This is a genomic window from Acinetobacter sp. Leaf130, from assembly GCF_001423205.1.
GTDB classification, from domain to species: Bacteria; Pseudomonadota; Gammaproteobacteria; order Pseudomonadales; family Moraxellaceae; genus Acinetobacter; species Acinetobacter calcoaceticus.
Genome location: NZ_LMOE01000001.1, coordinates 492805 through 518113, shown reverse-complemented (window position 1 = coordinate 518113; position 25309 = coordinate 492805). Strand labels below are relative to the sequence as shown.

Annotated in this window: 1 protein-coding gene (cut by a window edge); it reads right to left on the bottom strand. The window is 37.5% G+C overall.

Going from position 1 to position 25309, the window contains the following annotated elements:
• Positions 1–15 precede the first annotated feature (15 nt).
• Positions 16–25309, bottom strand: the 3' portion of a protein-coding gene (locus tag ASF86_RS02105) for a CARDB domain-containing protein (protein WP_056478927.1). Its footprint extends 12182 nt past the window's final position; the window shows 25294 of its 37476 coding nt (coding positions 12183–37476); its start codon lies off the right edge, out of view; its stop codon occupies positions 16–18.

Here is a 25309-nt window from a genome sequence, read left to right as displayed (position 1 = left end):
TCCCTACTTTTTTAATTAAAACAATTGTTTCCAGTTTTGTTGTGCAGTCTGTTCCAAGGCTTTTAGCCATGCGTCAGATTGCTCTTCCTGACCAAGCATAATCAAATCTTCATCTTCATGTTTTGGCAGAATACTTAAATCTAACTGGGCTGAAAGCAGTGAAATCTGGCATGACCAATGCGCTTTGACCTGTAATGGAATAGATTCAACGTGGTTCACCCATGTAGAAACAAAACCATTTACCAATTGCCAAGGGCTTATACACGCTTGTCCACCTAGCATTTTCACTGTGACTGTTTTTAGAGTACTCGCTATTTGCTGGTTACTTTGCTCAATTGATGTGGCCTTAATCTGAATTGTCATATCCTGATTAGAGTCACTTGCAAAATGAATCTGAGTCCAGTCCCATAGTGTTATATCAACCAGTTGTTGAGTTGAACTTACAGTAGCGTAATGTGTCCCATCGGTAAGTACTGTACCTTGGTTAAAACCGCTAAGCTCTAGCTTAAGTTGCTCTGAACCATCTTGGTCATTACTACGCGCAGCAATTATTGGTAAGTAACTGGTTTGCCCAATCATTGCATAGACTAGATTTTCAGTTGAGGTGTAAGTTTCAACTAAACGAATATTGCTTACAAAAGCAGTTCGACCAAATGTATTACCCTCTAGCTGCAAACGAATTGTACGATTACAACCATTCCCCTCAAAAGAAACCTGTTGCTCTTGCCAATTTAATGCATTTTGACCACTAGCAGCATCAAATACTGCAATCTGCTGACCATCAATATAAACTCCGACACGCCCCATATTTGCTGCTTGCCCCAACAGGCCAGCTAAATCAAAACTTAAGCTATAGATTGTGCCAGCGACTGTATTTACTTGACGTTCTATTGTAGTTTGCTGATATAGCGTATCTTTACCATCATTTAAACGAATCCAGATATTTGAGTTTAAACCTTGTAAAGGAATGTTTTGGCCAGAAGTATTTTTGAGTTGGTCACCAGAGTGCCACACCTCAAAGGCATCTAATTTAAACAATTGCTCTTTGTGTGTTGTCCAACCATCCAAGCTCCAACCATAAACAACAGTCGGATTTTTATTTAGGATTGAGTTATACACTCCATGCCATTCTGTATGGAAAACTTCTCGACTCGTTAGAGCATGCTGCGATTGATGAGTTTCTAAACTAGGTGCATCTGCAACTGCGTCTACAAATACAGTAAGCTCCTGAGTAGATGTAGCAATACTAGAATTTGATTGTTCAATACTACTTGCGATCACTTGTAACTTTAACTCTCCACTAAAATCTTTTGGTGGTGTTAATTTCAAGGTATCGAGATTCCAATTGGTAATATCTACTACTGTGTGTAGTTCGTTTACTGTGAACTCATTTATACCATCATTAAGTTTACTACCTAATGGTAAGCCTGCTAACGCAAGTTTCAACTGTTCGGAACCATCGTTATCTGTCAATTTGGCATGAATCCTCGAAAGCGCAATTGGCTGATCTTCTTTACCATGGTTTAAAAGCTTAGATTTAGATAAAACAATATTATCAATCATTGCTCCTCGACCACTTGCATGAGTGAGTGGAGCCTCAATGATAATTTGAAGATTTTGTATCTGCCCAGTTCCCGTAAAGCTAAACTGAATATTTTGCCAGTTCAGTTGATCATTTGGACTCGTATTGGCATAACTTGCAATACGCTTGCCATCTACATAAATACCAATTTGAGTAAAACTTTGGCTGAAACCTAAACGTCCTGCATAATCAAAAGTCAGCGTATATTTTTGTCCAAGTACAGTTTGTACTTCACGCTCAATCCCTAAAGTTTGTGCTACAAATGCATCAGCGTCATTGAGTTCTAACCAGTTTTGTCCAGCTAAAGATTTATTCGCATATACAGTAATCATCTGATCAGCTGCATTTTGCATTTGATCGCCATTACTCCATATTTCAAACCCATCACGTCCTGTTTGTGAACGATTAGGAGTTTTAATTAAGCGCCAACCATCCAAATAACGACGTTCTAAAAGTGTAGATGTCTTATCTTTATTTGGAGCTGCTTCCCAAGTGGTGTGGAACAATTCCTCTTGGTCTGTTTGAGACTCACCAACAACTAATTCTGGCTTATCGGCAACAGCCTCAACATCAATAGTCATTACAGTGTTTTGACTTTGTGTTTTTCCATCTAATGCGACATACACAAATTGAGCATAATGCTGTTTTTTATTACCAAAACCTTGTGCGAAGTAACCTCGACTACACGAAGCATTAAGCTCTGGTATAAATCTCAATTTTCCTGAATCTATATCGGACTGAGTAAATACATCATTAACTTGGACTACAATCCATTGACCTTCTGAAGTTAAGTGCTGTAATTGACCATTGGCTGGCAACTCAGTAATTTTAATAGTTAATGAATCACCATCGACATCACTTACCAAGAAGTCATTCCAGTGTAGTAGCAGAGCTTGATCTTCTAAACCATAAATAGTTTTCGGAACAGCTACTGGCTCGTCATTTACCGCATTTACTGTAATAGATACATTCACTACTTGTGAGTTTAATTTTCCATCATTCACAAAGTAACTAAAGCTATCGGTACCAAAGTAATTTGCATCTGGCACATATTGGTAATAGCCATTTGCTAACTGCTCTAAACGACCATGCTGTGGTAACGCGCTGAATTGGGCAGTCAGTTGATCACTCTCTGCATCATAAGCACTTGCTAATGGGTCGAAAGCTAAAGTTTGATCTTCGTCAGTACTAACAGTCTGTTCATGTAACACAGGGGCTGTATTTGATGCCAATACATGAATAGTAAAAGTATAAGGTTGTGAAGAATCTGTACCATCCGTTAACACAATGCTAAACGCATCATCTCCAACAAATGCTTTATCAACCAAATAAACATAATGCCCTGTTGCTGCATCATAACTGATCAAGCCATTTTGTGGCTGCTGGGCAATTTGTACAGTAATTATGTTGTTCTCAGCATCTTGAACATAGGTATCAAAGTCTAATACCAACGGCTCACCTGCCACAATTTCCCATTGTGTTTGGGTATTGAATACTGGTGCATCATTTACTGCATTAATCTCTAACTGCACTGTAGCAACTTTAGATTGTTGACCATCAACAGTCATAAAATAATAGCTAAACTGGTCTTGACCAAAATAATTCACGTGCGGTACATAACTGAACTCACCATTGGCAAGTAATACCAATTCACCATGTTGTGGTGCCGTTACTAAAACGACATTTTCAATTGATTTACCAATCAATAAGTCATTATTTAATACATTGCCTGTAATGGTTGTATCTTCATCAAACTGGTAGTGATCATTCACTGCTAATGGTTCAGCGACTAAACGGATATTGTTGAGTGTGACAGAACTATCTGCTACACCAAAACCAAGTAAATCGAAAGATAATAAAACATCTCTACCAGCTAACGCTTGGTCTAAGTTAATAAAGAAAGTTTGACTACCATCGCTATTGATTACTCTCTCAATTCCTTGTGCCAAATAGTTTTGACCATTTGCCTGTAGGTTAAACAGTGCATCGGTATTGTTCAGGCCATTTACCTTAAATAAGGCTTCACCAGTGTGAGCATCTAACAATGCCACCTCAAAAACATCATCTGGACTATTGTTATAGTCTGTTAAATGTTGGTCTTTTACAGTAAACGTTAACACCTTATCTTGTGTGCCAAGTTTAAAGGCTTGTGAAAGATTGGTGTGTTGTTGCTGAGTTTCATTTAAAACAATATCTTCTTGATTTTGTTTTACTTCTCCAAAAGTTTTCCAACCTGATAATCCAGTATTGGTATTTTGGAACATCTGCTGAATTTGTAAATTTTGACTATTCCATAAAGGTGCGGTTTTAGGGTTAATACTCAAAGCACCCACTACAAAATAATGGGTTAGCTCATTATCTTCTTGTTGAGTATTTGATGGTTTTTGCGCTTGCCAACCTTGTAAGTTTTGCTGGGTTGGTAATAAACGTATACCTTGTTGAATAAATCCACCCATTAAATCTTGACTAATAAATGTATCAGTCAAACCAATTGTATGACCCAACTCATGAATAAGTACCGTAAGTAAATCAATTTGAGTCGATATCTGACTGTTTGAAGCCACTCCATAATTTTGGGTGGAATTCATTGTAAACTCAGTATGTTCAAATGGAGATTCGTCTATAAACCAACCATAGCCTGCTGCGTTTGGTGATAAAACAATGTGATTGCCGTTTTCTACATAAGCAATTGTTCCATTAATATTAATATCTTGAATAGATAGGCTAACCTGATCAAATAATGCGGCATTGACACCCAAATTAATCCAATATTGCTGAGCCGACTCCAACAAATGCTCTATTGACACACGGTTAAGCTGATACTGTTGTTCAACTACATTTGAAAGAAGTATCTGCATAGCCTGATCTTGATTTTTAGCTCGCTTCACTGTTCCATCTGCAAATTGAGTATAGTTACTACTATTCACAATATAATATTTATCATATGGATTCGCTTTTTTAATGTTTTGCTCAGCCGTATCAGAAGAAGTGGTTTTTTCATAAAAACGTAAATACAATTCTAGACTTTGGTTTACACCAACAGAACCACTATTAGAGGCTAAATTTCCTCGTTTATTTAAATAGAAGCCCCCATCTTCTGCCTTAGTAACTATATTAATTCCGGCGTTAGACTCAATTTTCTGAAGTGCTTTAATTAAATCATCATTAAAAATCCGAATAACAATTTCTTCATTTTCATCATCCTGTTTTAAAATGTCTCGATAAAGATATTTTTGATTTGGTTGATAACCAATTGACTTCTTGATTTCTTCATACAGATTATCTAAGAGTTGGGCATTTAAACCATTTACTCCATCTTTGACGGCATCTTTCATATATTGTTGTAATGAAGACTTTGCTTCGACAATTTGCAGAGCCATATTTTTAGCATCAAAGTAAAGTCCATCAAAATAGCCACGAACTGATTGTTCATACGCGCCTGTTTTCGAATCTATAAACTTATATACTTTTGGTACATAAATATCTTTACCCTCAGCATCTTTTGACTTGACATATAGTTGGTAATTGACCTGTCCAAAATACTCACCATTTGAAAGATTATGCGTTTTTTCTATATGATTTTGTACAGCTTCCTCATGTAGGCTGCCCATCCATTTAGATTCACCATAAGGAGAATTTTCATCATTTAAATAGCGATGTAATATTGTGCCATCATCAAACTCCACAGCTAACTGTTCTGCCAGCAGTTCATCGCTAGCACGCTTAGCAGTTTCATGCTCGTCATAACGTTGGTCTGTCAACAATAGTTTTAATGCAGCAGCATTTGACTTCAACTTACTGGCTTTCATATATAATTGACTTATTTCCGTAAGCTCGTGCTGAATTACAGAAGCAAATAAATTTTTATCTCTTAAAGCTTTAAGATTTAAGTCAATTTCAATTGTATCTCCCCACATTGCATCAAATACAACTTCGTTATTTTCAGATCTCACATTAATTGTGAAACCGGCCATAATTTTATTTTTATTTTCTAAAGCACTAGTATCATAGGTGTAGTTGTACTGATATTTTTCGCCCTTTAAATCTTTCTTAGTAATGTAATGATCAAATAAGTAACTTAAATTTCTGGTATTGATCTGAATCGTTTTCCACAGCACTTTAGATGATGTAAGAACATTACTCTCTACCACTAAACCTTCATTTTTGCTACCTGTTGGACTCATAGGTAAATATAGTTCTATGGCAATTTGAGCAAAACCTTTACTATCACTAGTTTTCTGTCCAGTTGTCGATAATGTTACAACTTTCGCTTCAATGAGATTACTCCAACCTGCAAATAAAATTTTGCGATCGATTAAATCCTCTAAATACTCCTTCAATAAACTCGCTTGCGTTGCAGAATCATATTTAATGCCATCGCTGTTCTCTATCAGATCTTTAAATTCCTTGTAAGTCTCGTCAGTTAGAATGGAATTACCGCCAACAAAATATGAATCTGTATTTTTACGCTTTTGCTCTTTTTTCTCCGAACCACTTGAAGTACCTGAACCAGGGTTACTCACACCACTTGATTGAGAAATTATTGAAGATACAGATGCAATAGCTGCTGTAGTCGCTGCAACTTGTTTAATCGTCTTCGCATTCTTTGCAATCGCGTCTCTAATAGCAGTAGCAACACTCTTTTGTATTTTTACAATCTGATTTTGCTCTTTAATGATACTTGAAACATTTTTACTTGCTACAGATGCAGCTGTTGCAGCTAAATTTTTAGATCGCTGTAGACTCTGATTAAGGAGTTGAGGACTAACCTCTTTTGCGATTTGAGCAGCAGTACGGAATGAACTTCTGACAACATTAGTCGCCACCACAGTTTCTACTTTAGAAGCCATGTATATAGTATTTGGTGGAGCACCTTTAGTTAAACTTAAGATAACAACCAAAGCCTGCCCAGCTCCTTTTAATGACATCGCATTATCAGTGAGCTGGATTTCTACATCTTCACCGTTTAATAAACCATTTAAAGATTCTAAATTAATTGAGTCGTTTAATGCCTCAATTGAAATTGTTGGAGTTGGAAAAACAATATTTAATTGATCCAACATCCATTTCATATCTTTATTTAATAGATGCTCCCCTAAAATTGAAAGTCTGAGCGTAACTTCAATCTCTTGAATTGACATATTAATGAGCTGGCTGAATACACCAAATAACTCGGTATCAGCTGTAGTTAAAGCAAATTCAGCACTTTTAGCATCAGCAAATGTTGATAAGAATAGCTGCTTAGCAATATCTACTTTTTCTAATTCTGGAGTCGCAGAACCATACAAGTTCTTTACAAGCTCAGCTTGAACCATAGATGAAATATATAGATTTTTTGCATATTCTCTAACTAGAGAATTTCCTACTGACCCCATAGACTTAATATCAAGACTACTATAATCAGGTTTTTCTGAAGAAGGTGTAGGTTCAGTTGGTTGAACTTCATTATCTGATTCAGAATGTAGATAACTATCTAAATCAAATATAGAACTATGCTCATGTGAATAACTTTGAATAGTTTTCACAGAGTTATAGAAAACATTAGTTCCTGTTAAATCATCAAATCGAGAAGGTAAAGCCGCATCAATTGGCTTTTGAGTATCTACCTTACCAGCTTTAATAAACCTATCAGCAGAATCTAATAAATCTTGAACACTCCAGACAAAAACACTTCTAAACATCCGTGAATAATAGCTATCATCAGGACCTCCCATTTCATCCATCCAAACACTGGCTTGTAAGAGACCATCATTTGTAATTGTTAATGTTTCAACAGATCCGCCAATAATCGGAATAGTTGACCCAATAAACATTGGTTCACCATAATATCCAAATGGGTCTTGGATAATACCAATTTTCCCACCTATTCTTTTATTGACTCCCCATAAGCCTTCTTCTGTTACAGATGGATCATTAAACCAAAAATTATAATCAGCAACTAATGCGTAAAGCATATTATTGTAATTAACTAAAACCACATCAGAAGAATTTTGTATTTCCTGACGATTAGTCCTAGCTCTTGGATTAAAATCCGCCATTTTATATGTTGGTTTTAATTTTATTTGTTTATGAATAGATGTTTGTGTGAAGTTACCTTTACTATCTAATCCAACTTTAATTGTACTTACACCGCGATTAACATCTTTTAAACTCGTCATTATAAATTCACCAGCATATAACCCTTCGGAAATACGTACTGGAGACTGTCCTATACTGCCTAAGTCATTTGAATTAATAATATCTATTGCATTTTCTTCTACAAACTCACCTTGATAGTTGAGTTTATTTAAGTCAATTATATAAACATCACCTACTGGATCCTTTGTTTTATATACAGCTCCACCTATACCGCCCAAAAGTCTATACTCTGAAACTGATGCAATAACAGCTAAATATCGTCCTTGGCTTATAGCCATATCACCAAAACCTACAGCATTGGAGGTTTTAATATCTAGAGTTTGCTGCACTTTAAGGAACTCTGACGATAACTCATCGGCATTAATACGAACAAGAGATGACGGACCAAAACTACTTACATATAACCATCCATCATTATATAAAAGTGCCGAAATATGATCGCCAGAACTTTTAACCTCTATTGAGTCTATGATCTTATACGAGATCATATCTAATACATAAATTGTGTTTCTCCCCGCAATAAATGCTAAAGTTCCTTGTTCATTGTATGTAATTGGATCAGTTTTATTTGATGGTAAATATAAGAATAATCCATTACCTTTTTCATCAGCATTAACAGTACGCTTAACTCCAAAATCTGAAGTTTGCTTACCTTGCTCTGTAATAATAATTTCTTTATTACTTAATGCTATTGAAACCTTTGGTGCTTGAACTTTTAAACTTACAAAATCTGAGTACTCAGAATAGTCACTCGCTATTCGAATACCATTATCTGTGTAAGTATATAATTTTTTCTCGAGGTAAATGTTATGTAACCCTAGAGCAATACCATCATCTATTACAATTGAATACGTATTTCCACTTTTCCAATTAGCTTTATAAGACTTCCATATGAGCCCATGTTCTGCTTTATCACGAGGATGATCAAGTTGATCACCTTGCGGAACTAACCATATATTTAGATCAAATGCATTAGATACATTTTGTACATCAACAGTTAACTCATTTGTATTTGCATTAAATGAATACCCAGAAATACTTGGTTCCTCTATATTATTATTTTTCGGAACCTCAATTTTATTAATGGTTATTCCACCATCATCTTTATTTACTGGCACTTCTTTGCTATAGCTACCTGCAAGCGTATAAGTCACCACAGAGAAACTATTGTAAAGTGTGAAAGCCGAGTCTATCGCTAAACCTACCAGACCACCACGACCAGCGCTCATCACAGCATTAGCTGCCATACTATATATGAATGAATAATCAGTAGCAGACTGAACAATTGTCATTGCTCCAGTCTTTTTATCCACATTTTTTATACGTGTTGTAATAACGACTGTTCCTGAAACTGTCACTCCTCCAAATGGTGGACTTGCTGTTCTTGCCATCCCATTCGCATCAACAAATCCATTATCGAGTAACCACCATGTTTCACGCTCAACACCATTAGCATCAGTAAATATACCTTTCCTCCAAAACAGCACCTCTGTTCCTTCATTAAGCTGTTCTGTATTTCCTGTTTGAGGATCAATATAAGAATCACCAACTTTGATTCCGAGCTGTAATGGCTTAGTTGCAGTTTCTCCAGATAAATCAATTGTGAAAGCACCCAAACCAGCTAAATATTCTTTGGCTGGCAATGGAATACCAACGCTATCTAAAGCAACTTTTTCGATTGATACGGCTGTACCATCAGGTAAGGAACCTGAGGCAACCATAAGAATATTCCCCGAAGAATCAGATGTAATTCCTCCCTCTTTATTCGATACTTGAATTGTACCCAAGAGTTCTTGCTGAACATTAAGTACAATTTCTGTCTGCATGTTTTGATAAATAATTGTAACTTTTGCTGAGCCTAGTTGCTTAGGAAGCACTAAACCGTCTGCTGTAATATCTGCAATATTACTATCACTAATATAGTAGTTAATCCCTGTAGTTGCTTGAGAAATATAATTACCATCAGCATCATGAACTTTAAGCTGTCTTGTGGCAGAAAGAGGTAAATTTACTGCTCTTGGATAAACATCGACTTCAAAACCATCTTGGTCAGCATAAGGAGTATAAATACTGTGATCAACAGAGATGACATTCACCCCCTCAATACCTCTAGCAGACACATGGACTGTGGCAATACCCGACTTTTTCGTTATGATATTACCTTTGGCATCTACCGTAAGCACATCTGGGTTATCACTTACAAACTGTAAATAGTCAGTATTTAAGGTAACACCATCTTCATCTGCAAAATCGCCTGTTACATGCAAGCCTGCGCTATTGCCTAAAGTGACGGCAGCTAACCGCTCAATATGAATTAAGACAAGTTTTGCATCACTGACATATATTTTCAGTTCAATTGGCTGTCCTTTGCTATACCCATCATCGGCTTGCAAAGTTACCGTTGCGTAGCCTGAGAAACCTACTTCAGGTTTAAAACTTAAATTTTTACCATTAGATGAGAGCTGAGCAACACCATGAGTACTACTTAAGATATTCCAATAAACTGCATCACCTTCGCGATCAACTGCGATCTGGTCTAATTGACCAGTTACAGATAAATCACGATGTGTTTTTAAAGCTTGCGTCCCTTGTGCTACAACGTTGACAGGTGCCTGATTCGATTTCCAACCATAATTTGCATACAAGATTTGCAGATCAGTATTGTTAATAAGACCATCACCATTTAGGTCAAACTGATTTTGTCCTTCTTGTGCTTGTTGCAACAAGGTACTATCTAAACCATCGACATTACCATCATGGTTAAGATCACCAACAATAGACAGTCGGACGGCGACTGTACCAGTTCCATCTATAGCTAACTGTTTAAAGCCTGCTGAAGTAATGCGTACTAAAGTAACTGTATGAGCGCCATATCGTTGTTGTGACACAATGGTTGCATCTGCAACATTAATATTTTGAACATTACCTTGAGTTTCAATTGCAACTAAAACAGCCCCAGTTGCACCCATCGCTTTAATGGTTGATGCCAGTTCTGATTCACGAATAGCAAAATCAAAATATTGGGTTTGATTATTCAAATCACCTTGCCATTGTGGTGCAGAATGGCTTTGATTCAACCAATCAACACTTGCACCTAAATAAGCTATCGCTTTTTCTAGACGGACTTCTCCTGTTGCAGTGTAACTATAGCGTTGAACTACTTCTCCGGTGATTAGGTTCCGCACTAACTCAAGTTGGTTGGCACTATTGTATTTATACAATAAGCTGATCGGCTCACCTTGACTACCTTGACCAAGAATCTGGCTAATACGGCCTTGACTATCACTTTTAAACTCAATACCTTGAGAGGTTTTCCCACCTACCAACACAATATTATTTTGACTAACAAGCCATTGCTCGCCTGTATTAAAGTGGATAGAAAGCACTTTGCCTGCTTGGTCTAGTAAATAACGTGTGCCATCTGGTGCAGTCAAATTGAAATAACTTGGAACCCAAGCCAGACCTGTACTTTCGTTATATAAACTTTGACCTTGTTGAATCAAGTTGTCGATATGAAGATCGGCAGAGCTATACGCCGTCAAACTCCAACCTTGTGCATTACTAAATTGTGGTATGAATTGATGAATACCCGTATTCTCACTAGTCACATCTTGTATCTGCAAATTCAACGTAAAGTTCAAATGTTGAGTTTGTGTTGCAACTACACCTGCTAAACCTTGCGGGATTTGCAACCAAACTTTTGCTCCAGTTTGCCAAGCAGCAACAGTACCAACACTGTTATTTAAGCGTTGGTTATGAGTCAGTTGGGTATCAAATAATCCAATTGTCCAGTTGGCGAAATCACCATGGCTATCTGTCGTAATTGAGCGAACCAGATCAATTTTTTGTGTACCAATTTGTAAGCTAGCATCTACATGTGTTGCTTGATTCAGTTGTTTTGTACTGCTATTGATCTCAATATTGGCATACAGTTCTTCAACTCGACCAACCAAATCCCAAGCAGTTAAGCGTAATTGATATGCTCCATTTACCAACAATGCTGGATCAATTGTAAAAATATCTAGCGTTTGATTGCTATAACTTGCTTTCAACGACACGTCTTGCAATGTATGCCATTGCAATAGTCCTGTCGTATTACGAGCAATTTCTAATTTATAGCCCATAAGCTGTTGTTCTTTAATTGATGCGGTCAGATCAGTAATGTTTTGTACCACAATCGGTGCCGTCGTAATTGCTGCACCTTTAAGTTGTCCTTGCCATGCTAAAACTGGTGCCGAATTATCTTGCGGATCTTTAACACGAATTGTCTGAACTTGTTGCTGACTAAAACCATCAATATCTATAGCAGTTGCACGAATTTCTATAAGTCCTGGCTGTTGCCCAGTCAGTTTAATTCGCCCAGTAGAGTCTAAGTTCACTACTTGCCATTGATCAGTTCCTAACGCGCTGCCTCGGACTTCAACCACAGTATTGGCAATAGCACTAAAGCTATCTGCTCTTACCGTCGCTGTTACAATTTGTCCTGCAACCACTGGAATTGCTGGAGTAGTTTCAATATGTAAAGCAGGTTCATAAGCATTACGGTCGGCAACTACATTAAAAGTAATAGCTTGACGAACAGTATCATAGCCATCTGAAACCCTAACATAGGCAACAAACTTACCAACTTGTCCTGCATTTGGTGTCCATGATAAACGCCCTGTAACAGCATCGTAGTTTGCGCCTTGTGGCAATTGTTCAAAGCTTACGATCAAGCCTTGAGTCTGCGGTTGCCCATCAATATCAGATACATAAATATTTCTATTATTGTTCAAGCTATTTTGAGCCGACTTCACAACGTCAAGTTGGAATTGTTGCCCTACCACTAGAGTACGGTTACTGCTCTGAATTTTTGGTGTCTTATTCACATCAAGAACACGAACCTGTACAGTTTTAAGAACAGATGTTTGTCCATCAGTCACCATAAAGGTCAAATCAAAGGCATTCTGATCACCAAATTGGTTATCGACAATATTATTCGCTGGTGTCCACTCAACGTAGCCTGTCGTTGCATCAACATAGATATCTGCTGGTGTATTAGCATCATGTACTAATTGGTAACGCAGCGCATCATTGTCACCATCTTGTGCCAATAAATTAAATGAAAGAGTTTCACCTTCATAAACCAGTTGTAATGGCAGGCTTGTAAATACAGGTTGTTGATTAACATTTGCAACCTGTATTTGGATATTGCGGTTAAGTTTGGCACTACCATCGGTTACAGTTACAGTAAAGTTGTAGTTACCTAACTGGCTGCTCCCCAAACTGCTTTGTGCAGCAAACATAGATGGTAACCACTTCAATACAAGCTGGCTTTGTCCATTACCTAATGCTTGAGTGGTGATATTGACACCTTTTGGTAAAGCACTAAATGACCAATAGAGTTGGTCTAGATCAGTGTCCTTAACCGTCATAGTCCATGTAAGCGGCTGTCCTTCTTGTGCTTGAAGAATAATTTGGTCCGCTTGTTGTACAACACTTCCACCTTGTTGTACCTGTACATCAAGTAATTCTGGGGCAAGATTAGTTGCACGTACCACTATACGAATATCTTGTGCAACTACATTTGGTACAGCGACAAAATCTTCTGGTACTGGATAACCTAAATCTTTTGGCGGTAAGCCCTGATCTGTTACTTGAACACTTAAATCGTATTGACCTATTTGATTTACTGTTGGGGTCCAGACAATTTCTGCATAACCATATTTCGCACTTTGAACAAGTTCTGCGCCAGCAGGTAAACCCTGCACGATATAATTTAACGTGTCCTGATCTAAATCCGAAACAGTAATTGGTACACGTATTTGTTGCCCAACCACGGCGACGTTTCGAGTAGGTACATTGAGGTTAGGTGCCTCACTATAACTTCTAACTGTAACAACAAAACTCTTACACTCTATCTGTACTTGATTAATATCGCCATCACCATTATCTCTTGCTGTCACGGTAATTGTGTAATCACCTCGATGACCTGCTTGCGGTGCAAAACGAATAACTCCTTTAACATTACTACCCGACTGGCTTTGAGTATATGTAGCAAAGTTTGGTAAGCCTTCAATTTGTAATTCAATCGGATTACCATCTTTATCTGTTGCTGTAACTGGAATTTCAATCACAGCCCCTTTATCAACAATCACACTTTGAACATCACCAATTTCAGGTGTACGATTCGCATTAAGTACGTTAATCGTAAAAATGCGTTCTGTAGAAAGCGGTTGACCAGTACCGTTACCATCATCAGTTGCGACTACTTTAATCTTGTAAATACCTGATTGTTGGTAATTTGGATTCCACTCAATTTCTAGTGTTTCAGGGTCAAATGTTGCTCCTTCTGGTAAACCTGTTACCTCATAACTTACTGAAGCAGCAACATCAGACATTTGAACTGCTTTGCTTTGTGGATGCGATTTAAAAGCAGGTTCAAATCCTGGATTATCTGGATCAAAAGCAAATATATTTAAACGAACACTTGCACCTTCGAGCACAGTCCATGTTGGACTAGATTCAAATTGAGGCGCAGCATTAACATTGTTGACCACCAAAGATAATGTTTGCATTGCAACTGTGCGAACAGGAATACCGCCATTAGTTGGGGTATATGTTGCCACTAAGCGAATTGGAATATCATAACTACCCGCCTGTGCATAACCTGGAGTCCATTCCAACCAACCGGTATCCTTATTTAAGATCACACCATTCGGTAACCACTCAGCGCTATAGTTCAGTTTAATATCCTGACCAGCATACTGCATTAGTCCATGTGGTAAGCTTCCTGCTAACTGTAAATTAAAACGCTCACCTTCACGTAATTGCTGCGCTGCCACTGGCAATAACACAGGTTTTTCATACCCTTGTTTTACCGTAATATTAAATTGATAACGACTTTCGTATTTTCCATCAGATACAACTAACTCGATATTTTCATATTTACCGGCCTGATCATAAGCAGGTGTCCAACTGAGCATACCTGTAGTCACATCAAACTCAGCACCAGCAGGTAAATTACGTACCACCATACTGATACGATCACCATCTTCATCAGCAGCCAATAACTGCTGACTGAGACTTTGTCCTTCAGTTAAGTCAATATCTCGTATGGTAGTAATGACTGGCACATGATTCGCACCATCAACTTGAATTTTAAGTCGTTTAAATGCAACACCACCATGACTATCAACGACTTTGACTAAGATTTCGCTATCTACGCGATCTTGAGTCTTTGGCAACCAATGCAACTGCGCATGTGATTGATAACCTTGATCAGAAGCTTGTCCTGTAGTCTCTGCATCGATACTGACACCTTGTGGTGCTTCCACAATACTCCAGTAGAACTGTTTACCATCCTGATCAGTGGCTGTTAAATCTAAATTCCAGCTCTCATTTACTTTGGCCTTGAGTTTAGTTTCATCATAACTAATAACAGGTGGCTGATTGTCATAAGGAAGTGCATAAATTTGGTGTGTAATATCAAATTTTAATAAGCGAGCTGCATCATTAGATAATGCTAAATCCTCAGCTTTAACTACAGATACAGTAATCCCTGTGAGTTTCTCTCCAACTTTTAGAGAACCGCCATGAGCTTGTAAATAACTGCCGACGTCAAGTAACCATAATTCATTTTGGATACCTTGTCCTTGCGTTGCTGAAACAATACCACCATTAAAATAGTGGCCTGGATCGAGTAATAACAGCAATGGACCTTGAATATTATCCTGACCAATATTGGTGATTTTTACATCATAACTTACTGTACCATTTAAGCGATCTGCACGAGTTTTATCAAACTCAATGCTAACAGAAGCACTATAATCGGTCACGGTAGTGAAAGCTGCGGTGTACACTCCCTCTAAGCGAGTTTGTTTTGCACTTTGCACATTCGATGACACCTCAAGACGCCATTGTCCTGCTGCAATATTTGGTAAAGTTAAAATGACACTATTGGTTGCGTTATCCCATTGCACAGACTCAGGAGACAAGACTTGATTAACATTTTTGCCTATACCAACAAATCGGTAATTTGTTGGATTTAAAACACTCGCAATATCTGTACTATCATTTCCATTATTTCCTAACCACATTGCTTGATCGAAAGTAATAGTTGCATTAGCGAGTGGTAGTGGAATATATGCCCCATCCTGAATTGAACTGGCAATGATGGTTGGTGCTTTGAGTAAAGCAATTTCATCAATGCGATTGGTTTGAGCAACTAAAATACGCTGGTCATGAGTAATCAGAATTGATTCACCACGAGAACCGCCTTGAGCCAATTGAACCGCTTGACGTTTTGCCAAGCTAATCATCCAAACGGCTGCATTATCCAGTTTTGGCAATGACTTACTGCCATTACTTAATTGTTGGCTATTATTTGCAGAAGCAAATAACAAACCTTCAAATGCAGTGCCCTTTTGACCAAAGACTAAACTATCAATTAAGCCATTTAACGTATATTCAACTTCGGCACGGCCTTTCGTTTTCCCAGTTAATGGCAAACTAATAATATCTGTTTTATCTAAATGAGATAGAACATTAGCACTTGTCCAACGTACAGCCCATAAACGCCCATCTGGTGCGAAACTTAGATCTGAGACTAACGCATTAGAAAAGTGTGTCCATTGCTGACCTTTTGGTGCATTAATATCAAAAATCTCAATACCATTTCCAGACGAAACATAAATACGATCAGTTTCAGGTTCAATTGTTAACGCATGGGTTAAAGGTTCATTAGCAGGACCTTTAATACGTTCAATAATTTGACCAGTTGAATAATCCAATAACCACAACTCTTGACCAGTTAATACCCATAGTTGGCCCTTAGAGTCTAAAGCCACATCCATAATTGGCTGTTCAAAAGTATAGAGAGGTTTTTGTTGGGTTCCTCCATGCTCCCCATAAATAAACAGCTGATTACGATATTGCCCAGCACTGACTAAAATACGATGGTCAGGCAACTCAACCATTGCGAGTGCCCCTACTTCACCTTGGCTAGCATTAAAACCACTAGCAAATGCATTTAAAGTAAATGGAGATAAAACTGTATTTAAATCGGTGTTTTGATTCTTATCCGTTTGACCCACCAGACCTTTTTGAGCCTCTGCAAAAATAGTGTTATTTAAATAACTACGATCTTGGGTTGCTTGAGGGATTTGAGCAGTTTGTTGCAATGCCTCATTACTACCAATTTGAGTTAGTAGTTGTTGACGTGAACCATCATCTGGAATTACTGCATTAGATACTTTAGCAATTTCCTGATTACCCGCCACATCTGTAGCAACTGCTAAAAATTCGTATTGCGTATCTGTTTGTCCTACAAACAGTAACTCACCATTGGCCTGTGTCAGTTGCTTCTGCCAAATCTTAAAGTCTCTGCCATTTTCTGCAACATACAATGTGACATGTTTAATGCCACTTACATCATCTTGTGCAGACCATTTGACTTTGTAATGTACTTGATTTTCAACGGTACTTTGCTCAGATACAACCTGTACTGTAGTAACAGGACGTTGATTATCTAGAATATACGTTGAACTTTGGCTATCAACAGGTGGTGTATTATTTAAATATATACGAGCTTGCGTGATAATTTCTTCACTAGATTTTGCTGTCCCCACTGCTTGAATGGTATAACCAACAAAACCTTTGTTATTTTCACTCGATTTTAATAAACGATGTAAATTTTGCGTTGAGACTTCACCTGTAGTTGGATCAATCGCTTGAATCAACCATGTAACGATATGGCTTTCAGTATCGACACCTGCACTGACTCGTAAAATAAAGCCCAAGCTCCCTGTAAAATCAAAGTCGCTGCTAAAACTACTACGATTTTCTGGAACATGAATATTAATATCACCAATTTTCATATCCGTTAAACGTAAGCTATATGGATCTAGCTGCTCATCAATTGCTGTAACTAACCGGATTTCATGAAGTGACTGCTCTGTAGTATTTTGGAAATTCAGTTTAAATGGTAAAGCAGTCTCACCCGGGACATAGCTCTTACCATCAGTATGTGGCATTACTGATGGACCTTGTACATGTATTACATCGGTATTTACAGCAGCCATTTGCTGAAGATATTGACTCAAAGCAAGCGCCTGTGCGCCTATAGGACGAAACTTCTCATCCAATAATCCTATATGACGTAAGTACTCTGATTGAGCCTTGTCTCCAGCGAAAATATTAAAGTTGATAAAATGCGTATTGCTCTCATTATTTAAAATAAGATCTTCTTGAGTAATATTTTTTGGAACAGGACTGGTGGCTGAATTACCTAAATCATCTTGGCGCAGTTCATAATAATCAATCTGAGCCTTTAACGCATTTGGATCACCAGCCCATTTAGAAGTATCACCATACCATTTTTGCATTTGTTCAAAGAAAGATAATACGCTTGCTTTCGTTTGGAAACTTTCACCAGCTTTCGATAATAAAATGCCAGTTGCTAAATTTGCAGTAAGACTGAGGACTTGAATACTTTCTTTAATAGCAGGCGCCTGATTTTCAGGTCGTAATAATCCTGCATCTTCTAAAGCAGCTAACCAACCCTGTGCCCATTGAGCTCCATCCGCTGCTAATGCTTTCAAATTTGTACTAGCAGATGTATCTTGCAAAATTGCATCACGCATTTTTAATGCATGTTTGATTTGATCTTGAATAAATTCATTGCGGGTAATTGGTGTTGCCGCTGCAGCAATATTAAAACGAAAGTCTAGTGCGAGCATTTCTGTCTCAGTCAGACGGGTTTCTGTATCTAAGAAGCGGGCTGGAAGTCCACGTTGAATTTTACTTAGATCTAAAACTCCTCCATCTAATAGACCTTGCGATCTCCACTCTGGATGTATGATATAGAGTTGCTCACGTAACCCTTCAAAATCCATATTTATCCATTCTTTTAAACCTGGATAAGTTTTAATATTAAAAGTAAATCCAGTATAGCCAGCAGCATTAACATCAAAAGCATAGCCAGGTGCTAAGTTAATTCCAGAAGTATTTAAAGTTCCATCTAGGCTTGCCCAAGGAATTTGATTAATTTTACTTTTATCTGTTGACGTAACACCGTATTGCTGAGTATTTGCCTGATCGCCAATGACTATACCTGATGGCTGCCCCCCTACATTTGAACCAAAAATTAAGAAAGGTAAATTTAGCCCGTCAATGAGTGATTCATTATACCCCATCTCTACAGCACCGATATCTAGACGGACATAAGGTGTATCAACATTGGTTAAACTTTGAAGAGAAACACTGTAAATACCTGTTTCACCTGGGGCGATTTGGCTTAACCCACCTAAACCAATAGTGACATCTGGTTCAATCGCACGTTCAACTAAGTAGTGATATGGCTCAACAACTCGGTCACCATTTGGATTAGTCACTATAATGTCATATAAGCCATGTGGTACTTGGCGTAAATCAAATATTGCACGAATATGTGTAGCATCTAAAACTTGCCAACGCTCTGGTTCGACTTCATAAACACCAGGACGGCTGAGCTTGACTAAGGCGCCAGCAGCAAATTGAGCACCATAAATATCCATGGTTACCCAACGATAGTCATCTGTACCTGTACCACCCTGATCTGGCGTCACTTTAGTAATAGAGAGTGGCAAAGTTTCCGCAAGGATTGTTGCCGCAGTGCCTTTAGGAGAGTTGCTCGCTTTTACAAGAATATAATAAGTACCCGCCTGTGTGGTTGGAACCATCAACTCCTGATCAGGAGAGTTAGGTACGGTATAAGCGTAATCATATTGCCCTGCACTAGGTACGGCTTCGTAACGGATATACAACTCCGTAGAACCTTTCAAAGCACTAGAGTCTAGACGAACACGAAGTGTTTCATCCTGTCCAACTTGAAGTTTGTAAAGATACTGATCACCACTACTTAACTGTAAATCAGTACTGGTATTCAACAGTAAGTTAGGAACTGTTACGCTAAAAGTAGTGGCTGAAGCGGTTTCATTATTCGCTTCAGCAGGAGCAATATTTAAACCCGTTTCGCTATAAACAATATCGCCTTCATATACTTCGTTATAAATATCTGGGCGAACAACAATGTACCATTGCCCATCCTGAATCATTGGTAAAAGTGCATCAACAAATCCGGTATATTGTTGATGAGCATCTAAACCACCTTGACGCGTAAATCTTCCCAACAAAACATCCTGGTTATCCCAGCTATTATTTCTAGACAGATATACCGCATCTGACCACTGACCATGTGCTTGGTAATCAGCTACATTTTTTACAGTGTATTCAATACGAACTTTTTCACCTGTTTTTACTTGCTTAGGCAATAAAACATCAGTGACCTGTAAATCGACTGGATCAGGTTGAATGATTAATAATGGTTGTTCAGACGTAAGCGTATTATTTAAATCATTTTCAAACTCTAAAACTTTACCTGTTGCTCCACCTCGATAATAAGCGGGGTCTGTTACCACAAATACATAGTATGTTCCTTTTAATTCTGTAGGAATTTTTGCTTGAATAGAGGCTGAATATTCAGCATTTGCAGCCAATCCACCACTATGATCAACGAAACCTAAAAGTTTATCTTTACTTAAATCTAGCACTCGGTCGGTAGATAAATAAATGAGATCAGTCCAAGCACCTTGATCTGAAGGTGTTCGTCCTCCAAGATTTTTGACTTTATACGTAATATCAACCTTTTGCCCCGAAATGACACTGGTTGGGCTAGTAACGTCTACAACTTGTAAATCGGGTGGACTAACATAATTAATTGTTAAAGCAATTGATTTTTCATTATTCGCTTCGTCTTTAAACTCTAAAACAGCACCTTGATCGTACTGAAGTAACGGATTAAGTGTATTCAAAGATTTTCGAATACTTGAAGATGCAGAATATCCAAAAACATAGTTAGTATCTGCTTTAACAATAATATTAAAATCCCCACCGATTGCCGATGGTATGGTAAAGGTAGCAGTTTGAGTATAGCTCTCACCAATTTTTAGAACATCTACTTTGCCTTCTGCATTTCGAATAAGTGTTTGCTTAACTTTTAGGCTAACTTCAAAGTCATTACCACGATCAACTACTGGATAATCTGACGTATCAATAGTTTTATCATTTGATAGATAGATACCATCAAACCAAGAGGATACACGTGTATCACGACTCCCTTCATTTTTAACTGTCCAGCTAACTGTAACAGTATCACCAGCATTTGGATTCGGATTAGAAATCTGAATATCTTTAATAACCAGATCGGGCTCACGGTAAACAATATTTAACGAAGCTGCAGATACATTATTTTGAGTGATATTTTTCTCAAACACAGTTCCTTGATAAAACTTTAACACCCCATCATTATCAAAACCATTTAGAGCATCCGGGGAAAAATAGGGTTGATCTATATCTAATTTAGCGTCACTCAATACAAAAATATAATATTGCCCATCGTAACCGACCGGTACTTTAAATTGGCCAGTTGCGGTATAACGCTCTCCTGTCTTCAAACCTTGAGCATTAGAATGCTGCACAGAACCTATTAGCTTTGAATACTCCGGCATATATTCTGGATATGCACTAATAACAATATAATCAGTCCAAGACCTTGTACCAACCCAAACATCTGCTCCTTTATTTTCTACAGTCCAAGCAACATTAACGGCTTCGCCTGAGAATACTTGTTGATCGACCACAACTTGAGTAACAGCCAAATCTGAAGCTGATGCTGTCACCAGAGAAGCAACAGCCAATGTATTATTCAGTTTGTTCTTTTCTATTTTTGATTTGCCATTCGAGTCTTTTAAATCAGTCATATTGGTTTGTACAACTAATTGAAGACCTGTCACCGATGGCGCCAATAATGGAATCATCTGCTCAACAGTATAGGTTTCTTTATAACCTAATTTTCTCTTTTGAGAAAACTCACCTAACTTCCATTTTATGGTTGCTTTAGCTAAGTCAGCTTGGTCAGCTAACCAAACCTCATCAGTCCAAGAACCGTCAAACTCATTTGCAAGATTCTGAACCGTATAACTAAATTGATAACTTCCTGCAGCAATTGCCTCTCGAGGTGCCTGAATATCAATTACAGAGAGATCTGGAGGTGCAAAACCTAAAATATCAATAGCTCTGGCTTTAAAGTTATTGTTATTTACCTGAGACGGATCATCAGGATTGATATTCGTCGCAAGCGTATCTTCTAAAATTGCATCGTAAGTATCGCTCCAGACAGTAATATAGTACTTACCTGAATATATTCCCTCAGGTATAGTTACTGTGACTTGCCCTAGATAATCTTCACCGACCTCAAGATGACCAGTATGGCGAATATCACCTAACTTAATGTCACCTTTTGATGGATTAGGTTGACGTTTATCTACAGTTAACCAAACACTATCTACCCAACTATTAATACTGCTTTGATCGCCTTGAGTTTTTGCCGATCCCTTATTTGTTACCTTGTAGTCAACTGTAATTTTACTACCATGAGTTGCTTGATCTGGTGCAACTACATCACTTGTCACCAAATCAGCAAAAGGTATAGGTTCAATATAAAGTTTTTCTACTCGAATATTATTGTTTTCATTTGGATATTCATCTAAAACATTACCAGAGTCGGCTACCACAATAATGTAAGCATCACCTCTATAACGTAAAGGTACAGTAAATTCATCAGTGATAGTTGTATAACTCTGAGTAGGTGCTAAAGCTGCTCCACTGCTATAACGACCTACTAAAATATCATCTGAACTGAGATTTCCATCAAGCGATAAGTATACTGAGTCACTCCATTGAGTATTCGTCACTAATGGACCCATATTACTTACTGTAAATTTTACACTTGCTTTACCACCAGCAATCACTTTATCTGGTGCTTCAATTGCTGTAACTCGTAAATCTGGTTTTGGATTTAGGTTTATACTTAAAATATCATCTGAAACCAAGCTATTATTTTGACGTGCAGTAGCGTACTCATAAATTTGACCAGCTGAATTTTTCCCCAAGTCAGCATTAGTGATAACTTCTAAACGCCATGCTCCTTCTAAACGAGAAGGTAGTCGTAGTTTTTCAGTACGGCTATAAGTCTTACCTGACCCTAAACCTTGAGTATAAGTATAACTACCTAAAGAAATTGCTGGTTTACTACCATCGAGAGAAATCAGGCGAAGACTATCCGTCCAACTACCATTTGCATTCTTTGAACCCTGGTTAGTAACAGACCATGTAAACTCAACTTCTGAATTTTCAGTTGCTGTATCAGGTAAAGTAATATTTGTTACAACAAGGTCAGGATATTCAGCAAGTTGTATAGGAACAGCTAAACCAGTTTTTTGGTTATTATCATTATAAATAAACTCAAATACACTAGAACTAACATTCGTACCGACGTTTAAGTAAAAATTTCCAGACAGACCATCAGGGAGAGTAATAGTAAGTGAGTGTTCATAACTATCACTCGCTGCCAAGTAACCTAAATGTTGAACTGATCCAAGATTCCATATTTGTCCTTTTCCATCTGCCTGACTGCTTAGCCATACATGGTCAAACCATGCATCTTTGTCTGTAATACCAATACCGTTATTACTTACTGACCATCGAACAGTTGTTGATGAACCACTGATCAACTTTTCTGTAGTATCAATTGATAGTGAATTTAATTGCAAATCAGCATAAGCTTTTGGCATTACATCAACAATATGATCGAATTCCACTGTATTATTCGATTCCAGATCATTTTCCCAAACTTGCTTTAAGCTATCTGTTTGAACAAAAACGTGGCCATGTCTAGTAAAATTAGGACCAAAACGATACTGAATAGACGAGGTGTAACTATTGTTTTTTTCCAAAACTCCATCATGTACAACTTTGCCTAAAACAATATCATCCGAATTACCAATAATATCGTCAGTAGAATAAATAACAGTATCTGTCCATGTCGTGTTTAATCCAGTGCCTGTTCCAATGTTAGACACTGTCCACTCAACGCTTAAAGAAGCAGGATCACCAATAATTTGGGTTGGAGCCTTAATATTGCTTACGATCAAGTCTGCATATTCTGCTTTAGCAATTTCTAGGCTTTGCTGATATTGATTATTTTGTTCAGCATTGTATTCAAAGTTTTTATTGTCAGCATCAGTGACAATAAGTAAACGCCAACGTCCAGACAAACTTTCAGGGAGTTTATAATTTAAAATAGACGAAATAGATTGTTGACTCTCTATTTCTGAGTGAACTACTTCGCCAATTTTAATATCTTTATAATCAACTACATCATCAAGTGATAAATAAACGATATCTTTAAACTGAGCAGCTTTTGCAGTTCCTTGATTATAAGTTGTCCATGAAATATCAATATTTTGTCCACCTTGTAAAACTCCTGTTGTTTTTACATTACCAACAACAAGATCTGGGCTCACAATTTCAATGCTTTGTGTACCTTGATGGCTTACTAAATCTAGCTCACGAACATAATTATTAACATCTGAAATAACTTCTAAACGCCATGCTCCTAAACTAAGCGCAGGTACATTTAGCGTCATTTGCTGTGTAAAGCTATCTCCTTTTTGAATGCTGCGGTTAAAAGAAGGCGTTGCCAATATATAAGTTTGGCTTGGATTTGTGGTATTTACTAAACGGACATGATCATATACAAAACCTGTAAAGTCAGCTGTTCCCGAGTTGGTCAATGTATAGGTCAATTGAACCTGATTTCCAGACTGCCATTGGGTCTCGACTGAAATATCAGATACTTGAATATCTGGAAGTTTTTCCGCTTCCAGAGTAATAGATTGAGAAACAACAATATTATTTTCAGTATGTTCTGGCTCATAAACAGCGCCATAACTATCTGTTTTAACAAATAAATAATATTGATCAACACTCCCATTCAAAGCAAAATCCAGATATGCTTGATAAGCATTTCCAACAGCTAGACCACCCGTATGTGTAACAGAACCCAGCACACTTGCACTTGAGTCAAAAGATGATTTAGTTGAAATATAAACTGTATCAACCCAACGATTTACATCTGTTGCTAAAGTTCCATTATTTGTTACTTTCCAAGTAATACGTCCAGATTCATTTTTCCCTAATACTGTTGGAGAAGAAATAATTTCAGGGCTAAGATCAGCATAAGTTCTAACAACATTAAACTGAGCAGAAATTACCTGATTGTTCGCTCTACTATCTGGTTCTTTAACAATTTGATTAATATCGCTTATTACAGCAATATAGTAGCTTCCTTCAAGACGAGCTGGCATAGTAATCGAAGCTTTTTGCTGGTAACTTTCGCCAACATTTAAATCTTTCACGCTATTGTAGCTAGCCAAAATAATATCGTCAGCATTACCAATTACTGAATCACGACTTAAAATAATACGATCAACCCACTGACCCTCCGCAGCTTTATCTCCACGGTTTGTCACAGTCCATTGAACTTGAGTTAAATTACCCGCACCAATAGTTTCTGGAACAATAATTTGAGATACTGCTAAGTCAGCATACATTTTAGGCGATGAAATAAATGTTTCAGTCGAACTATTATTGCTTTCTGCATTATTTAATGCGTTTACTTCATAAATAATTCCTTGGCCAGTAATATTGCTATCTGCAACGACCTCAATA